13 protein-coding genes are annotated in these 17,817 nt (G+C 71.3%); 2 read left to right on the plus strand and 11 right to left on the minus strand.

Annotation, left to right across the window (positions count from 1 at the left end; all coding sequences use genetic code 11):
- Positions 1-62 precede the first annotated feature (62 nt).
- Positions 63-1,391: a CE1 family esterase gene (locus Van01_RS20530; RefSeq protein WP_204009975.1), complete on the minus strand. Its 1,329-nt coding sequence runs from the start codon at positions 1,389-1,391 to the stop codon at positions 63-65.
- 397 nt (positions 1,392-1,788) lie between these two features.
- Here Van01_RS20530 and Van01_RS20535 point away from each other — a divergent pair, with 397 nt between their 5' ends.
- Positions 1,789-3,669, plus strand: coding sequence for a Xaa-Pro dipeptidyl-peptidase (locus Van01_RS20535; protein ID WP_239099190.1), 1,881 nt, complete (start codon positions 1,789-1,791; stop codon positions 3,667-3,669).
- Between the two features lie 21 nt (positions 3,670-3,690).
- Here Van01_RS20535 and Van01_RS20540 read toward each other — a convergent pair whose 3' ends face one another.
- The 5 genes from Van01_RS20540 to Van01_RS20560 form a co-directional block, all read right to left on the minus strand.
- Positions 3,691-4,464 (minus strand): low temperature requirement protein A, encoded by a 774-nt coding sequence (locus tag Van01_RS20540; RefSeq protein ID WP_204009977.1) that lies wholly within the window; start codon positions 4,462-4,464, stop codon positions 3,691-3,693.
- Between the two features lie 55 nt (positions 4,465-4,519).
- Positions 4,520-5,068 carry an NUDIX hydrolase gene (locus tag Van01_RS20545; protein WP_204009979.1) on the minus strand — a complete coding sequence of 183 codons (549 nt, stop codon included), beginning with the start codon at positions 5,066-5,068 and terminating at the stop codon, positions 4,520-4,522.
- A 93-nt stretch (positions 5,069-5,161) separates the two neighbouring features.
- Positions 5,162-5,695, minus strand: a complete 534-nt coding sequence (locus tag Van01_RS20550; RefSeq protein WP_204009982.1) for an AAA family ATPase — start codon at positions 5,693-5,695, stop codon at positions 5,162-5,164.
- 80 nt (positions 5,696-5,775) lie between these two features.
- Positions 5,776-6,657, minus strand: coding sequence for a hypothetical protein (locus tag Van01_RS20555; protein ID WP_204009985.1), 882 nt, complete (start codon positions 6,655-6,657; stop codon positions 5,776-5,778).
- The gene (locus Van01_RS20560; RefSeq protein WP_204009988.1) at positions 6,654-7,865 is read right to left on the minus strand and encodes an MFS transporter; all 1,212 of its coding nucleotides are present in this window, start codon (positions 7,863-7,865) and stop codon (positions 6,654-6,656) included. Before Van01_RS20560 ends, Van01_RS20555 begins: the two co-directional genes overlap by 4 nt.
- A 64-nt stretch (positions 7,866-7,929) precedes the next feature.
- On the opposite strand from Van01_RS20560, the gene Van01_RS20565 reads away from it, so the two are divergent.
- On the plus strand, positions 7,930-8,919 hold the full coding sequence (locus Van01_RS20565; protein ID WP_239099197.1) for an ArsR/SmtB family transcription factor: 990 nt from the start codon (positions 7,930-7,932) through the stop codon (positions 8,917-8,919).
- On the opposite strand, the gene Van01_RS20570 is transcribed toward Van01_RS20565, so the two are convergent.
- From Van01_RS20570 to Van01_RS20590, 5 genes are all read right to left on the minus strand, one after another.
- Positions 8,906-10,861, minus strand: a complete 1,956-nt coding sequence (locus Van01_RS20570) for a copper resistance CopC family protein (protein WP_204009994.1) — start codon at positions 10,859-10,861, stop codon at positions 8,906-8,908. The genes Van01_RS20565 and Van01_RS20570 overlap by 14 nt on opposite strands.
- Positions 10,862-10,980: 119 nt before the next feature.
- Positions 10,981-12,015: a hypothetical protein gene (locus Van01_RS20575; RefSeq protein ID WP_204009996.1), complete on the minus strand. Its 1,035-nt coding sequence runs from the start codon at positions 12,013-12,015 to the stop codon at positions 10,981-10,983.
- Between the two features lie 90 nt (positions 12,016-12,105).
- On the minus strand, positions 12,106-12,738 hold the full coding sequence (locus Van01_RS20580; protein WP_204009998.1) for a hypothetical protein: 633 nt from the start codon (positions 12,736-12,738) through the stop codon (positions 12,106-12,108).
- A 38-nt stretch (positions 12,739-12,776) separates the two neighbouring features.
- The gene (locus tag Van01_RS20585) at positions 12,777-15,188 is read right to left on the minus strand and encodes a family 43 glycosylhydrolase (protein ID WP_204010010.1); all 2,412 of its coding nucleotides are present in this window, start codon (positions 15,186-15,188) and stop codon (positions 12,777-12,779) included.
- Positions 15,189-15,272: 84 nt separating this feature from the next.
- Positions 15,273-17,642 (minus strand): glycoside hydrolase family 43 protein, encoded by a 2,370-nt coding sequence (locus tag Van01_RS20590; protein WP_239099191.1) that lies wholly within the window; start codon positions 17,640-17,642, stop codon positions 15,273-15,275.
- Between the last annotated feature and the right edge of the window lie 175 nt (positions 17,643-17,817).

The following is a 17,817-nucleotide window of genomic DNA, read 5'->3' on the forward strand; positions in this document are numbered from 1 at the left end:
GTACACCGCGAGGAGCCGGGCGCGGACCCGGGTGGGTCCGCGCCCGGACGGGACGGTACGGATCAGCTGACGGTGCAGGCCGCGCCGTTGAGGGTGAACGAGCTGGGTCTGGCGGTGTTGCCGGTGTGGGTGGCCTGGAAGCCGATGCCCACCGACGCGTTCGGGGCGATGGTGCCGTTGTAGGAGACGTTGCGGGCCGTCACCTGCCCCGAGGTCGGTGAGTAGCTGGCGTTCCAGCCACCGGTGATGGTCTGCCCGCCGGGCAGCGTGAAGACAAGCGACCAGCCGTTGATCGTCGAGCTGCCGGTGTTGGTGATGGTGATCTGCTCGGTCAGCCCGTTGTTCCAGGCGTTGACCTCGGCGGTGACCCGGCACGCCCCACCACCGGGCGGCGGGGTGGTCGGGTTCGGGGGCGGCGTGGTCGGGTTCGGCGGCGGGGTGGTCGGGTTCGGCGGTGGGGTGGTGCCGCCGCCGAACTGGGTGAAGAACCGCCAGGTCTCGCCCGGCAGCCAGGTCCGGGAGCCACTGTCACCGGGAGCGCCGTCCTGCGGTGCGGCGATGTGTCCCTCGTCGAACGCCGCCCAGACGACCGGGTAGCCGGAGGCGCAGCCCGAGTAGGTGGTGCTGCGGTGGGTGAGGCTGCCCTGCGAGGGTTCCGGCGGGTTCTGCGCGGTGCAACCGTTGTTGCGGACGAACCGGTCCCGCAGCGACCGACCGTTGGAGATGTTGAGGACGCTGTCGCGGATGCCGTGCGCCCCGAAGTAGGCGACCGGCTGGGTGCCGCCACTGCAGCCGCTCAGCTGCGCACCACCGTAGACGGCGACGGCCCGGAAGATGTTCGGCCGGGCACAGGCGACGGCGTAGCTCATCGCGCCGCCGTAGCTGAAGCCGAGCGCGAAGCGCTGCGTGGTCTCGACGCAGAGGTCGCCCTCGATCTGCCGGAGCATGTCGTCGACGAACGTCACGTCCTCGCCACCGGAGTTGGCCCAGCCGGCGTTGAGGCCCTGCGGCGCGACGAAGATGGTGCTGTTGTTCGACAGCGGCAACAGCCCGTAGTAGGCCCAGGTGTCGCGCTGCACGGTCTGGCCGGTGGCGACGTCGGTCGCCGAGCCGTTGAGCCAGTGGAACCCGAAGACCAGCCGGTACGGGTTGTTGTTGTTGTAGTTGTCCGGCACCCGCAGGATGTAGCTGCGGTTCTTGCCGCTGCTCTGGATGGTGTGGGTACCGCTGCGCAGGGTGGGTGCCTTGCCGCAGCCGGCGGTCGCGGCCAGGATGCCCGACTGGGCGGCCGGGACACTGCCGGGGTTGGCGCTCAGGGCCGTGCCGGCGGCGGCCAGCACCATCAGGGCCGCGAGCGCGACAGGCCCGACTATCGATAGACGCCTGGACATGGTGTACTCCATTCCGCGCCCGCTGTGGACGCGCGGCGGTGCGGCGCATCACTGTGGCGGCAGCGCCGGGAACGGCCGGCGTACCGCGGTGATGTGCCTGGATACGGTGCGACACCGGCCCGGGCTGTCGGATCAGGTGGGCGACCCGGGGCGGCGAGTTTCGACGTGTGCCACGGCTCCCGCGACGTACCGTCAGCCGCCCTGGACCGGCGGCGTGACCCGTCCCGCACGGGGCCCGCAGTGCCCGTCAGCCGGCGCCGGGCGCCTCGGCTCACCCGGTCACCGACCGGGCGGGGGACGTCGGAGCGTGCCCTTCGCTCCTGCCTCCGCAACGTAACCGGTGAGCGATAACATAGCAAGGCGTAAATATGTTGTCGCCCATCGAAGGGAGACGCCCGTGCGTCGGTCCCCCCGCCTGCTGGCCATCCTCGGCATCGGTCTGTCCGGCACGTTGACGTGGCACGCGGCGCCAGCGGCGGCACGGCCCGCACCCACCACCACCCCGGGCATCGTGGTCGTCGACGGCATGACCCAACCGGTGTTCCCGTTCGCCGACGCGATCGAGGAACGGGTGTACGTGCAGACCACCGTGGACACCGACCGGGACGGCCGGCTCGACCGGGTGGCGATCGACATCTCCCGGCCCCGGGAGACCGCCACCGACGGGTTCAAGGTGCCTGTCATCTTCGAGCACAGCCCGTACCGCAAGGACGTCTGGTACGACGTGCCGTACCCGAGCGTGCTTGTGGACGAGCTGCCGCAGAACGACGTCGACAGCCGGTCCGGCCTACGGACCGGCGACGTGACCGCGCAGCGGGCGACGGGGAAGGCCAACCTGCCCGGCTCGCTCGACGACTACTACGTGCCCCGGGGATACGCTGTGGTGCTCGGGCAGAGCGTCGGCACCGGCGATTCCGACGGCTGCCCGACAAGCGGCGACCGGGCGGAGACGCTCGGCACCCGGGCGGTGATCGACTGGCTGAACGGGCGGGCGAAGGGGTACGACGCGGCCGGCGCGCCGGTCACCGCCGACTGGACCACCGGGGCGGTCGGCATGACAGGCGTCTCCTACAACGGCACGCTGCCCAACCAGGTGGCCGCCACCGGCGTCCCGGGGCTGCGGACCATCGTGCCGGTGGCCGCCATCAGCAGCTGGTACGACTACTACCGCGCCAACGGTCTGGTGGTGGCGCCGGGGACGTACCAGGGTGAGGACACCGACGTGCTGGCCGGGTTCACCGCCGGCCGGGCCCGGGCCGAGGGGCGCTGCGCCGACGAGATCGCCGAGCTCACCGCCCGGCAGGACCGGGTCACCGGCGACTACTCGGCGTTCTGGCGCGACCGCGACCACCTCGACGCCGGCCGGGTACGGGCCAGCGTGCTCGTCGTCCACGGGCTCAACGACTGGAACGTGAAGACCGAGCACTTTGCCGGCTGGTGGGACGAGTTGACCCGGCACCACGTGCCCCGTCGGATCTGGCTGCACCAGGGCGGGCACGGCGGGCCGGGCAACACGGCCTCGGTGACCCTGCCCGACGGCCGCACCTGGACCTGGAAGCAGACCGAGCACCGCTGGTTTGACCACTGGCTGTGGCAGGTGCCCAACGGGATCATGGACGAGCCGACAGCGGTGGTGCAGCGCGAGGACCGCGCCTACACGACGTACGCCAACTGGCCCGATCCGGGCAGCCGGGAGGTGCCGCTGCGGCTGGCCGCCACCGACGCCGCCGCCGTCGGCACCCTCACCTCCGTCACGGCGCCGAGGCGCGCGGTCGAGCAGAGCTTTGTCGACGAGGGTCGCACCATCCATCCGGACACCCTGGTCGCCGACCCCGACACGGCCAGCCCGCACCGGCTGGCCTACCTCTCCCCCACGCTGGCCCGGGACGTCCGGGTCTCCGGCCGACCGGAGCTACGGCTGCGGCTGGCGATCGACAACAAGCCGGACGCGAACCTCTCCGCGTACCTGGTCGACTACGGGCCGACCGGTTCGACCGCCGCCCCGACAGTGGTGACCCGGGGTTGGATGGACCCGCAGAACCGCCGAAGCCCGTCCCGCACCGACCCGTTGCGCCAGGGCAGGCTGTACGACCTGCGGTGGACCCTGGAGCCCAAGGACCACGTCTTCCCGGCAGGCCACCGGATCGGTCTGGTGATCTTCTCCAGCGACCAGGAGTACACCCTGTTACCGCTGGGCGGCACCCGGCTGCGGGTCGCACCGCACCGCAGTGAGCTGCGCCTGCCGGTGGTCGGCGGAAGGTCAGCTCTCGGCTTCTGACCCCGACGCGCGGGCCCGGGCTCAGCGCCCCGGCTCGCGCTTCGTGGTGGCGACGGGCGGGCTGGAGGCACGACCGGCACCGAAGACCCGCTCGTAGCCGACGGGCACCACGAGGAAGGCGGCGAGCAGGGCGAGGGCGACCAGGCCGGGCAGGAACCGCCCGGCCGGCAGCAGCGCCAGCGCCACCACGGGTGCGAGCAGTTGCGCGGGGGGCACCGATCCGACGCTCAGCCCCCGGAACAACACATCTCCCGCGAGATACCGGGCGACCCCGCCGAACAGCGCGGCGAAGTCCACGGCGACCGCCGCCGTCCAGAGCCACAACTGCACGTCACCGCCGAGGACGGCACCGACGACGAACGGGATCCAGGACAGCGCGGTGGTCGTGGTGTAGAGGCGCAGCGTGCGGTGCAGCCGGCGGTCGCCCTCGGCCGCCCGACGGTAGAGGGCCAGATGAACAATCCGCACCACGAGATACGACAGCACCAGGATCAGGCGCGAGCCCAGGCCCGGTCCCCAGACGTTCGGGATGACCACGGCAATGAGGAAGATGGGGCCCATCGCGGCGGTGGTGCCGGCCCGGATCAGCCCGATGTCAGCGCGGGCCTGGTTACCCAGCCAGGCGTAGATCAGCCAGGAGATCCACAGCAGCAGGACGACCAGGCCCTTGAGCAGGGTCAACGGCGAGGCGTGACCAACCATGTAGGCGGTGATCCGGGTCAGGGCGAAGACGAACACCAGATCGAAGAAGATCTCGTACCGCGTCGTCCGGTGCGTCTCCGTGGTCGGCTCCACGCGCCCTCGGAGAAACGGCCCCATGGACCCATCTTCATGGCCGCGACAGTCGCGCTCACGGCGATTGGCCGAGCTCCACCCAGCGTGGCCCCTGCCGCAGGTAGTGATCGAGGGTGGCCCGCCCGTCGGGGACGAACGGCCAGGCCGGGTCGGCGAGCCGGGCGACCAGCTCGGCCAGGTCGAGCCACCATCCGTCGGCGACCTCGCTGGGCTGATGCACCACCGGGCCGCACCTGTGCCGTTCGTAGCGGGCCTCGAAGACGTACGCGAGGTAGTTGGTGCGCGCGTCGGTGTACCAGTACCGCAGGCAGGGCCGGATCTCGCAGTTCGTGACGCCCAGTTCCTCGGTGAGTTCCCGGGCCGCCGCCTCGGTCGGGTCCTCGCCGGCCAGCACCACACCCCCGGCGAAGGCGTCGTGCATACCCGGGTAGACGTCCTTCGTGTCGGTACGACGATGGACATAGACCCGGTCCCGCTCGTCACGCAGCAGCACCGCAGTCGCGGCGTGCGGCAGGTTGCCGGCCCGTACGGCACTGCGTGGTGCGGTGCCGGTGGCGGTTCCCGAGGTGTCACCTTGCCGGTAGAGCGCCACGAGTTCGTCCATCCGCCCACCGTAGCGTCGGCCTGCTCCGGCAGCAGCACCCGTCCCGGGCACGCCGTCACGCCCGGCCGGACCTTGGCACACCTGGCCGATCCCTCACCGGGGCGGTAGGCCGGCCAGCCAGTGTTCGAGGGCCTCCGGAGAGTCGAGCAGCAGCACCGGCGGCCCGCTCGGGTCGCCGTGCCAGGCTCGCAGCCGCCGCCGCTCCCGACCGAACTCGGTGAGATGCCACATCAGGACCGACTCGGTGGACAGCACACTCCCCAGCGACTCGCGGTTGCCGTTGCAGATCTCCTCCCCCGTCGACAGCCGGCGCAGCGTGCGCCGCAGCAACCAGCGGAAGGACAACCCACGCGGATAGTCCAGGCCGACGACCAGGTCCGCGCGGGCCAACGGCACGTCCCGCCAACCGTGGTACGCCCCGTCGAGGATCCAGCGGTCCTGTCGGCAGATCGTCTCGATCCGGCTGCGTTGCAACGCCACCGACACCTCGACCCAGTTCGGTTCCCAGAGCAGGTCGTCGACCGGGTACCAGGGCAGCCCGAGCCGCTCGGACAGGCACTGCGCGAGGGTGGACTTGCCGGAGCCGTGGACCCCGTAGACCAGGATGCGAGACAACCTCTTGCTCATCGCGCGGCAGCCTAACCGGCCGGCGCCAGCAGCCCGGCGGAGGTGCCCGGGCGGCCGGTGACCGGCCGCCCGGACCGGGATCAGCGGTTGCTGGTCAGGTCGCCGCAGTCGCTCTCGTCGGGCAGCAGTGGCCGCAGGGTCACCGTCCACCGCTTGCCGTCCGAGGTCCACGGGGTGGCCGCGTTCGCCGCCGCCGCGGCGGTGAGCAACCGCTGCGCCTCGTCACCGGTCACCGTGACACAGCCCAGTCCCACGCCCTCGCCGAGTTCAGGGCCGGGCAACGCCGGCCCGGGCCAGGCCACCTCGGGCTGCTGACCGACGTCGGCGTTGGCGACCCAGGGCTCCGCGACGGCCGCGACGGCGGTCGGCGCGTACGGCTGCGGGTCCGCCTGCGCGGCAGCGAGTGGGCCGGCCTCGGCGGTCAGCGAGTCGGCGAACTCGCGTAGCTTGTCCCGGCCCGCCCGCTGGTCGGCGGTGAGACCGGTCTCCGCGCCGCCAGACTCCGCGAGGGCGTACACCTCGAACTCCTCGACCCCGTTGTCCCCGAGGACGGTGAAGCGGGTCGAGGGGGCGTCGGCGACCGGTGGTCGGCCCAGGTCCACCGCGCCGCCCACCCCTGCGGCACGGGCCGCCTTGAGCAGATCCTCCACCTGGGTGGCGCTGATCGTGCCCAGCTGAAGGTTGGGCAGCGACGGCCCGGGATAGATCATCGGCACCGGCCCCTGCGTGATCACGCGACCGTCACCGTAGACACTTATCGCGGGTAGCCGGGTGGCCAGCATGGCCGGCGTCACGAAACCGCCTGTGTGATCCATCCGGAACACCACCGCGTCGGCGGAGTAGGACCGCTCGGGCTGGTCCGCCTCTCCCGACCCGACACCACCGGCCTGCTGGCCGCAGGCCGCGGACGTCAGCAACAGCAGGGGGACGACCGCCAGCCGTCCGCTTCGACGAATGCTCATGCCGATCGGACGTCGGCGGGCGCCGTTCGGTTGCACTGGACAGGCGTCGGCGCGGTCCGCCGTAGTCCGCGAGTGAGCAGCAGCGTCGTGACCAGCGACAGTCCGGCCATCACGGCCACCGCCCGGTGGGTCGGCAGCAGGTCGGCGACCGCACCGGCCAGCGCCGCGAACACCGCCTGTCCGGCCAGCATCCCGTTCTGTTGCAGGCCCAGCACCTGGCCCCGGTTCTGCGGCGGGGAGCAGGCGATCAGCCGCTCCTGCAACGGCAGCGAGACGGCGAACCCGACCGAGGCGACAAGCGCGAGAAGCATCGCCAGCGGCAGCGACGGGTGGATCAGGAAGACCAGGTAGGGAACCGGAAGCAGCAGCCGCAGCGGCAGCACGGACCGCTGCCGCGCGGCGGCCGGCAGGAACCGTCCCACCAGCACGTCACCGGCGAGCATGCCGACGGCACCGGCGGCGAAGAGGAAACCGGCCCGGTCGCCCGCGTACGGCAGGAACAGCGCCTCGCAGCCGACGATCAGCCCGTTGGGCAGCCACAGGTTCAGGTAGAGCGATCGGCGTCCCGGGTCCGCCCACAACTCCCGGTTGACCCGCATGGTGCGGGCCGTCGAGGTACGCTCACCGGCCCGCGCCGGCCGCTCCCGCAGCCCGAGCCAGGTCACCGCCACGGCCAGCGCACGCAGCGCGGCGGCCACCAGGAACACCTGATACGGGCTCAGCCAGACCAGCAGCAACCCACCCGCCCCGAAGCCGGCGATCTGCATGACGCCGACGCTCACGTTCATCGTGGACCGGCCCAGCACGTACGCGTCGGCGGGCAGGATGTCGTTGATCAGCGCCCATCGGGCGCCACCGGTGACCGAACCGACGTAGGCCACGAGCAGGATCAGCGCGAAGCGCACCCACAGCGGCAGACCGGGAACGGCCTGGAGCACCGCGCCGGCGAGGCCGACGAGCGCGGCGAGGGTCAGCGCCCGGCGCGGCGGCAGGCTGTCAGCCGCGGAGAGCAGGGTCAGGCTGCCGAGCACGCTGGCCAGCGGCGCGCCGAACATGCTCAGCGCGGTGAGCAGCGCCGAACCCGTCACTGCGTAGGTGAGCGAACCGAGGGCCAGCGACGACGTGGTGTGCGCCGCGATGGCGGCGCAGTTGGCCACGAAAAGGTGGCGGAATTCGGTCACGGCGAACAGTTCCGAGTACGTCCTCACGTCGACGATCGTCGGCTGTCGACGCGGCACGGCGTAGAGTTACGGCTGGGGGCGAAAGATGTCGATGTGGCGGGTGCCTGTTGATCTGCTCGCGGGCAGTCGTTTCGTCATCTCGCCGATGACGGACACGGTGGCGGCGCTGAAGGCGCTGCACAACCCCCGGCACCCGTGGCAACACTCCTGGCGGCGGCCACACCTCGCGGCGTACCAGCGGATGCTGGCCCGGCGGCCGGCGCTTCCGGCGCTGCTGGCGGCGGCCTTCGCGCCCCGCTGGATGGCTGATTTCCTCACCCTGCCGCCTACGACGGCGACGCCGACCTTCGCCGAGGAACCGGCAGTCGTGGCCGCCCGTTCCGACGAGCGGATCCGCACCGACCTGCGGGTGACCCGGCCGGGGCCGCTGGCCGAGGTGCTGTGCCACGACGGTCTGACCGAGCAGGTGGTGTATCTGCTCGACTGGGTCTGGACCCACACGGTGCGCCCGGAGTGGCCGGAGCGGGAGCATCGGCTGCGGGCCGACGTGGTCGCCCGGACCGCGCGGCTGAGCGCTCAGGGCTGGGCGGGGCTCTTCGCCGACCTCAACCCAGGGATGCGGTGGCTGGGCGACGGCTGGCTCCAGGTCAACGACCACCCCGCCGCCCCGCTGCCCCTCGACCGGGCCGGACAACTGGTGTTCGTCCCGGCGCATTGTCCCCGGGGCTGGGTGGTGTGGGACCAGGACCGCTTCGGCATGGTCTACCCGGCCAGCGGCATCCTCGCCGAGATGTCCCCGCCCACCCCGGACGGGTTGGACCGGCTGATCGGCCCGAACCGCGCCGCCATCCTGGTCCGGTTGGGCACGCCGCTGAGCACCTCGCACCTGGCCGCGCTCACCGGCCTGTCCCTGGGGGCGGTCGGGGACCACCTGCGGGTGCTGCTCGACGCGGGCATGGTGACCAAGCGCCGCTCGGGGCGCGAGGTGCTCTACTGGCACACCCCCCGGGGCGCCGCCCTGGCGACAGGTGATCCGGCGACCGCGGCCTCCTCGGCGGGCGAGGACGTCAGGCCAGGTTGATCGTGAACGCCGCGGTGTGCACCTTCCCGTCGACCTGGAAGTCGAAGAACGCCCGGTAACGGCCGGTGCTAGGCGCGGTCAGCCAGAACGTGACGGCACCGTCGACCAGCTCCGGTTGCGGGTGGACGTGCAGGTAGCCCAGGTCGCCCTCGCGCACCACGACCAGATGCCCGTACGCGCCCAGGTAGCGCTCCAGCCGCGCCGGCCCGGCACGGTCGACCCGGAAGGTCAACGGAACGGTCATGCCGATGGTGGGCGTGCCGGCCATGGAGACCGCGTACGGACCTGTGGTCGCCTGCGGCTGCGGCGGGGGCAGCCCGGCCGGTTCGTAGTTGCCCGGCACCTCGTGGTCGACGCCGAGCACCAGCGGCAGTTCCCGGCCGTCGCCGGTGATGACTGTGAAGTCCGCGTAGACGCGGTAGCCGCCGGGTCTGGTGAGTTTCAGCGGCACGCTCCAGGTGCCGTCGGTCGCCATCGTCGGGTGCAGGTGTTGGTATCCGCCGAGGTCACGACCGACCACGATCAGGTGCAGCGGCTTGTCGTGCACCACCGCGAAGCGGGTCACCGGCTGCCCGTCCACAGCCACCACCCGGAACCGGTAGTCCTCGGTCGCGCCGGCCCTCTGGGCACGCAGCACCGGCTTCAGCGTGTACCCGGCGACGCTCACCGTCGTACCGCCGGCCTGGTCCTGGCCGTCACCCGGATGCGAGTGCGGGCCGGTTCCCGGCGCGTGGTCGTGCCCGTCGCCGGCCGCCACCGCCTGGGCCGCGTCCGGGGTGGCACCGCCCGCTGCCGTGCCTGACGCTGGGGCGGTGGCTGTGGGTGCGTCGGCGGTGCCGATCCGGCCGAGGGCGAAGCCGGCCAACAGCGTCAGCACAAGTCCACCGACGAGCAGCGCGAGCCGGGTGTCGCCCATCCGGTGCCACCAGCCTGTCGGGGCGGATCCGCCAGTGGGTGTCTCGGGGGTGGCGGCTGCGGCTGCCGCAGGCGCGCCTGTCGGCACCGGTGCGGTGGTAACTGACCGCTGGGCCGGGGCCTCCGCCGGTGCCGCTTTGGCGCCACGCCGGGCGGCCGGTGCCGCCGCCGGGGCGCCGCGACTCGTGGCGGTCGCCGTGGTGCGGCGTCCCTTCGTGGGTGTGGTGGGCTTGACGCGCGACCGGGCGGCACCGCCCCGGCGTACCGACTTGCGACCGCGCTCGACCCGGGCCGGCCGGCGCCGCCAGGCGAGGAAGCCGGCGACCCCGACGACGGCCGCCGCCACGGCGGCCCAGGCCAACGGACCGGTGCCGCCCGAGTCGTCAGGGGTGGGCGCGGCGGCTACCGACGGGACCGGGGTGACGGGCGTGGCTCCGACGTCGCCGGTCACCCCGGGGACCGGCTGCGATCCGGTGTTCCCGTGCTGCTCGGCGGCGGCGAGCAGGGTCGGATCCGGCTGGCCGGTGGGCGGTTGCCAGTTCGGTGGCGCGTCCGTCGGCTTTCCGGTGTACCGGAAGGTGACTGTGCCGCGTACCGGGTCACCGTCCGAGGCCACCGACAGGTAGCTCACCGAGTACTGACCGGCCGCCGGCAGGTGGGCGAGGGCCAGCACGACGGGAAATCCGGTGGTGTACTCGCGCGGCTCGAACACGCCGTCGACCAGGAAGTACTCCCGCACCGGGCGGTCCAGCTCGCGGGGTTCGCCATGCGTCCAGCCGTTGTCGACCCGGTCCCCCCCGGGCGCGGTGACCGTGAAGTACGCGTCCTCGCGGACCCGCTCGGTGAAGGTGAGCTGCACGGCCGTCACGGCCTCGTCGACGGTGGCGCCGTCGGCAGGTGTGGACGTGGCGAGGGTGCCGTGTGCCGAGGCGGGCGTGGCCGGGCCGAGGAGGACGACGCCGGCAGCGAGGGCCAGAGCCAGCAGGCCGGCGGCCACGCGGGCGCGAGCCCGAGGGAGATGACGCATCGAATCATCCTCGCGATGACGGCGCTTTCCGCAATAGGCCGTCATCTTTTTGTTCAGATGGGAAAAGTTTCGGTTGTCCCGGCCGATTCCGGAATGGAGGTCCACCGCCGCCCGCCTGCTCAGTCGGCGGCGCGCACGGACTCGCGGCCCTCGACGCGGCCCTGGTCGCGAGCCTGATCGAGCAGCCGGGCGAGCTGCCGACGACGTCGGCGGACGATCGTTCGCCAGCCGAGCAGCAGCGCGCCGATCAGGACGATGACCGCCAGCTGTGCCCAGGGCACCGTCCACACGGTGACGGTGGTGGTCGTCGGCCGGATCTCGGCACCGCCCGGGTCACCGGAGAGCACCGCCGGTGTCACCTCGACCGTGGTGGTGATCCGTCCCAGCCCCCAGACGCCGCCGACGTGGGCCTCGACCTGTCGGCCGTCACCGGGCAGCAACTCCGGCACGGCGGCGGACGCGTTCCGATCCGCCAGGCCGAACATCTCGGTCACCCGCGCGGTGCTGTCGCCGATGACCGCGACGTTGCCGGTGTTGCGCGCGGTGTAGGTCAGGTGCACTCCGCCCGCGGCGAAGGGGTTCCACGACCTCTCGTACCTGACGGCCAGTCCCTCGACCGCCACCGCGGCGGCGGCGGTGCCACTGGCCCGCAGCATGACCCGGAAGCCGACCCGACTCTGCACCGCCACCGTGCCGCCGGTGCTCGTCACAGTGGCCGCGACACCGGCCGGGTGATCCCCGGGTGTCGCGTCCGGAGGCACGGTGATGGTGAACGGCACCACTGTCGTCTGTTTCGCCCCGACGGTCACCGTCTCGGGCAGCGTGATCCAGGTACCGCCGTCCACCGACTCCTGGCCGGAGGTCAGCATGTTGAACCGGCCCTTGTCGGTCAGGTAGCCGTCGGCAGCCTGCAGGGCGAACACCACAGGCGAGTCACCGAAGTTGCGCACCGCCAGGTGCTCGGTCACCACCGCGCCCGGATCCAGCGTGTGCTCGATCCACCGACGGCCGTCCGGCCCCTGCGCGTCCGCCGGCTGGACCGCCCAGGTCACCGTCGCCCCGGTCGGCTCCGCCGACGCGGCGACAGGTGCGACCGACACGATTGTCAGCACCGCGAGCGACACAGCCGACCACCGGGACAGAAATCGGATCATCACAGCCCTTCGAGGTTGCAACGGTGCGCCCCGGGGGCCGCCGAGCGGCGACCCCCGGGCGGTGCGGTGGTCCGGCCACCGCACCGGGACTCACTCGAACAGGGACAGGGTCAACGTCGAGGTGTACGAACCAGCCGCCACGTCCGCCGGGGTCCGCAGGAACAGGTCGGCGTCGACCGAGTACGCGTCGCCGGCCACCGCGCCGGATTCGAACGTCGAGACCAGCAGTTCCTGGTCGACCAGGCCCACGTTGTTCCCCGGCTGCGACGGCTCGTCAAGCACCGTCACGACCTCTTCACCCGCGCTGACCGAGCCGGTGTCCCCGCCGTCGAGCAACCGCGGTTTCCAGCCCAGATGCCCGGCACCGATAGGTGTCTGACCAGCGCTTCCGACGAAGTCGGTGGCGCTGCCCAGCACCGCCCACGCCGCGCCCTCGGGCACCTCGTCGGCGGTCCGGGTGTCGGTGACGGTGACCGTCGGCAGCCCGCCCACGAACTGGCGTACCAGCAGGGTCGACCCGTTCTCGGTCAACGCCACCGAGTCACCGGCGATCGACATCGCCAGCACGCCCGGCTCCCGGATCTCCTCGATGTCGACTGTCACCTCCACCTCGCCGCTGTCACCCGGCTCGGCCAGGGCCGGCGACGGCACCACCGCCGACCCGGCCAGGAGGACGCCCGCGGCCCCCGCCGCGACCAACCGCTTGCGATTCCATCTGCTCATCCGTTGCTCCGTTTGTCATCTGGTGGAAGGACCGGGAGTCAGCCGCCGCAGGTGACGGCGGGGTAATCGGCGGTACGCACTGTCGTGCCCGCGACGCCGTCGACGGTGACCCGGACGGTGGCCGCACCGGCTGGCACCGCAGGCGTCCGCGCGTTGAACTGCTGGTACGCGTTGGCGCCGGGCGCCACTCCGGTCACCGACCGCTGCCCGTACGCCGTCTCCAGCACCACGTCCACAGGCGCGTCATGGTCGTTGCGCGCCTGCACCGCCACGTAGGCGTTACCGCCGACGCACCGCGACTGGGCGCTGACCGTCACCGGCACCTCGGCCCCGGCGCCGGCCTCGAAGGCCCAGGTGTCCAGTTCGAAGAGGTCGACACCGGCCGGGCCGGCGTAGGTGAAGTACACGTCGTGCACGCCCGAGACGCCGTCGAGTTCGGCTGTCAGTTCCGTCCACTCGCCCGGTGGCGCGTCGACCGGGATGGTCGCGACGACCGGCGCGGTGACCTCACCCAGTCGGATCTGGATCGACCCGCCGCTGGCGAGCGGCCGGACCTTCGCCGTCACGCTGCCGGCACCGTCACCGAAGTCCACTGACGACAACGCCGTCCAGTCTCCGTCGTCGATGTCGCGCACGACCAGGTTCGGTGCGGCGTCGCCGAACTGCGCGGACCCGCCGTCGACCTTGGCGGTCGCCACGCCCTTGCTCCAGCCGAAGGTCTCCGCCTCGAACACCCGGTACGGGTCGAAGTCGCGGACCTGGTCGACACCGGCGTAGGTGCCCACCACCTGCTGGATCGTGCCGTCCGGGTTGAAGGCCAGTTCCTGGATGTGTGGGCTGCGGTACCCCTGGGTGGTGTTGCCGTTGATGCGCTTGTTCAACGTCGGGGCGTGGTACGTGAAGTAGTACCTGCCCTCGTACTCGAATACCGACTGGTGGTTGTTGCCGCCGGTGCCGGCGCCGAAGAACTGCGACTGGTTCGGGAACAGCACACCGGCGTAGGTCTCCTTCGGCCACTCCATCGGGTCGTCGGAGATCATGTAGCCGATCTGGCCACCACCGGGATAGCCGGGCAGCGGGGTCTGGTTGCCACCGAAGTCGTTGCCGCCGAAGTGCGACGAGTACGACAGGTAGTACCTGCCGTCGCGCTTGAAGACCTGGGCCGCCTCGAAGGCCACCGGGGCGTCCACCACCGCCGCAGTGCCCTCGGTCGACACCATGTCGTCACCGAGTTTGATGGCCCGCAGGTTCTTCGGGTTGTTGAAGCGCTCGGCCGGCGGCATGCTCGTCGACGCCGGGCCACCACCGAAGTAGAGGTACGCCTCTCCGTCGGAGTCCACGAGCGGCGCGGGGTCGAACTTCCAGGCGACGTCCTCGGCACCCGGGGTACGGCCGTCGATGAGCGTGCTCGTCCGCTCGCTGGTCCACGGGCCGACCGGCGACGCACCCGTGATCACGTTGCTCGAACTGCCGTTGTTGGCGTAGTAGAGGAAGAACTTCTCCTGGCCGTCGACCACCTTCTTGGCCATGCCGGGGGCCCACGAGTTGGTGGTGAAGGGTGCCACGCCGTTCGGCCCGGCGACCTGGACCTCACCGTGGTCGGTCCAGTTGACCATGTCCGTCGTGGAGATCACGGTGATCTGGTTGATGTCGCCGTAGTTGATGCCCGGCGAGACGCCGGTGCTCGGGTTCGGCGCGTACCCCTGGGTGTCGTTCGTCAGGTACAGGTAGACCCGGCCGTCGTGGACGAAGCCGAAGCCGTCAGCGCCGAACTTGTGCCCGATCAAGGGGTTGTGCTCGCCGGGCAGCTTGCCGACCACCTCGATGGTCTTCGACGGTGCCGGCGGCGGTGCGGCACCGACCACCGACACGCCGTCCAGCTTGAAGTCCATCAGGTGCACCTCGGGGTCCGACGACGGCGTGCTCGTCCACGGCGTCTCGAAGAACAGCCGGGCGGTCGAGACGTTCTGCCCGGCCGGGATGGTGAAGGTCCCGTTGAACTGTGCCCACTGCCCCTTCGTGGCCACCACGCTCACCAGGTTCGTGTAGTTCGCCGCGCCGTAGTGCATCGTGGCGAAGAACTGCTTCGTCGCCGGTCCGTTCGGGTTCTCGTACTTGATCCGGGCGGTCAGGGAGTAGGTCTGCCCGGCCTGCACCCGGCCGCTGAGGTCCTGCATAGGGCCGGACCCGGTGGTCGCCCGGTTGGTCACGAGCACGGCTGTCGATCCCGAGTGGGCGTCCGCCGTGAGCGACAGCGTGGCGCTGTCGGTCGCGTTGCCGTTGTTGACGAACCAGCCGGTGAGCCCGTCCTCGAATCCGCCGTTGACGACGAGATCGGTGTCGTCCGCCTGGGCCGGCGACCCGGCGCCGAGCCCCGTGGCCAGCATGAGCCCGACCGTGACGATAGCGGCGGCGCGTCGTACCGCCGCCCTTCGCACGCGATGTGTCACTGACATCCTCCTTGATCACTGCGGTGGATCCGGGGGTTCGGTAGCGACGGAGGTCGTGCCGGCCGACCGTCGTCGGGAAACAGGTCAGCAGTCCGCGGCCGGATGGTTCGCGGTACGTACGGTGGTCACCGGCCGGCCGTCGACCGTGCCACTGACCCGGACTGTCACGGTGCCGGCGGGCACCGCCGCCGACCGGGTGTTGAACTGCTGGTAGGCGTGGGCACCCGGCGCGACGTCCGACACCGACCGTTGGCCGTACGCGGTCTCCAGGACGATGTCGACAGGCGCGTCGTGGTCGTTACGGGCCTGCACGGCCAGGTACCCGCGGCCACCGACGCAGCGGGCCTGCGCCTCGACGGTCACCGGCAGTTCGGCCCGGTCGATCCGGAGTACGCCGAGCCGGGCGAGCTGGTAGCTCAGCGCCCGCTCCGGCGCGTCGATCTGGTTCTGGGTGCCGAACCCGCCGGCCTGTGCCGTTCGCGCCTCGGCCAGCCGGGCGAGCATCGCGGCCCAGGCGTCGGCCGGATGTGCGGTCTCGTCGAGTGACCCGGCGTACGCGATGGCGGCTTCGAGCCGACTGGTGTCCAACGGCCGGCCCTGAGCCGTGAGCGTGTCGCTGAGCAGGAAGTGGTCGAAGTCGACATGCCCGCCGGTCTGCTGCGTCGCGTAGTTGAACAGGCCGACCCGGTGCCCCATGAAGTGGGCGAGACTGCCGTCGAGGGTCTGCGGGCCGACCCGGCTGCCCAACTGGGACCACTGGCGCCCGTCGAGGCTGTAGTGGAAGGTGGTCCAGAGCTGACCTGTCGGCGCGGCGAAGTCGAGGTCCGCCTTGAGGTGCACCTCGGTCGCCTCGCCCAGCGGTGCGGTGCTGCCGGGCAGGAAGTTCTCAAGCGTCGCCTGGTCCAGGTCGACAGCGAACGGCTGCCCCCGGTTCACCACGCCTATGGTGTTGACGCCACCGGTCCGCTTGACCGCCACGTACGAGAAGCCACGGTTGTAGGCGGCCAGACCGGCGACGTCGCCGTCCTTCATCCCGGAGATGTCCATCCTGGTCTCGACCGACTGCCGTGGCCCGAACGTCCGCTGCGACAGGGTGTTGCGGGCCTCCTCGAACCAGGCGAGTTCGGCACGGTTGGCGAGCTTGGTGTAGACGTAGTCGCCGGTGACCACCTTGCCGGCGGTGAGCCGCAGCCAGCCGGCGCGCTCGGTCAGTGACCAGTACCTGTTGTCCGGGGCGTGGTTCCACTGCCACGCCAGGTCCAGCCGCGAGCCGTTCGGCGCGATCTCCGCCTCGCCTCCCGGCGGTGCCGTCCACTGCTCGTCCAGGTACGACTTGTGTGGTGCGTCGTTGGCGAAGTCGTCGGAGACCACGATGCTCTGCTGCCGGGCGAACAGTTCCTCGGCGGGGCTGAGCCGGATCGGCTTGGCGAAGGTGCCGTCCACCGCCACGACCCCGTTGGCTCCGAAAGTCGGCCACCCGCCTGACCAGGTGGCGGGGATGAGCGCCGGGATGCGGCCGATCGGGAAGGTGTCCCGGAAGAACATGCCGTACCAGTCCGTCGCCCCGCCGTCGCGCGCGATCGGGACCAGGCTGCCCTGCGCGAAGCCGTTGGAGTTGAGCACGCCCCGTGCCTCGTAGGTGTTCACGCCGCCCGCCGCGGTGTAGCGACCGAGCAGTTCCCGGGAGCGGAACATGACGACCTGCCGGCCCTGGCCGGAGGGCCAGGTGATGATCACCGCGTAGTACCAGCCGTCGATGTGGTAGAACTGCGCGCCTTCGAACAGCCCGCCGATGAACGGCTGGCCGGCGTAGTCACCAGCGGTGAAGATGTTCGGGTAGTCCGCCGTGATCGCGGTCAGGTCGGCGTTGAGCCGCACCGCGCTGGTACCCCCGGAGCCGTGGAAGATGTACGGCGTGCCGTCGACGTCGAAGAAGAGCGACGGGTCGTGCAGGCCCCGACCGAGCGCGGTGCGCTGCCACGGGCCGTTCTCGATGTCGTCGGTGCGGTAGAGGTACGCTCCGCCGAGGTTGTTGGTGTTGAACACGACGTAGAAGACGCCGTCGTGGTAGCGCAGCGACGAGGCCCACTGGCCCTGTCCGTACGAGTTCTGCCCGTTGCGCAACGAGAACGCGTCACCGACGCTCGCCCGGTTGAACACGTAGTTGACGATCTCCCAGTTGACGAGATCGTGGGACTTCATGATCGGCGCCCCCGGGCTGAGGTGCATCGTCGTGCTGATCATGTAGTAGACGTCGCGGCCCTCGTCGTTCTCGGCCGCCGGCACCCGTTCCACGCTGATGTCCGGCACGTCGGAGCGCAGCAACGGCACGCTGTACGTGCCGTCCCCCCGGTCGGTCGAGGTGTAGGACGACGGAGGGGACCACTCGTCGGCGGCGTGCGCCACACCACCTGGGGAGATGGTGGCGGCGCAGAGCAGCATGCCGGCCGCCACCCGAGGGATCCGGCGCGATGGGCGGAGGGCGGAAGGGCCGTCAGACACCTGCATGGAGGGGCTCCAGACGCGAGTGTTACGGGGAGCCTCCATGCTGTTAGCGCTAACATAGATCGTCAAGACCTTGGCCGAGATCGATCCGAAATATTCGGGAAACAGGCCCCGGCGGCGGGCG

This window comes from Micromonospora andamanensis (assembly GCF_016863495.1).
GTDB lineage: Bacteria > Actinomycetota > Actinomycetes > Mycobacteriales > Micromonosporaceae > Micromonospora > Micromonospora andamanensis.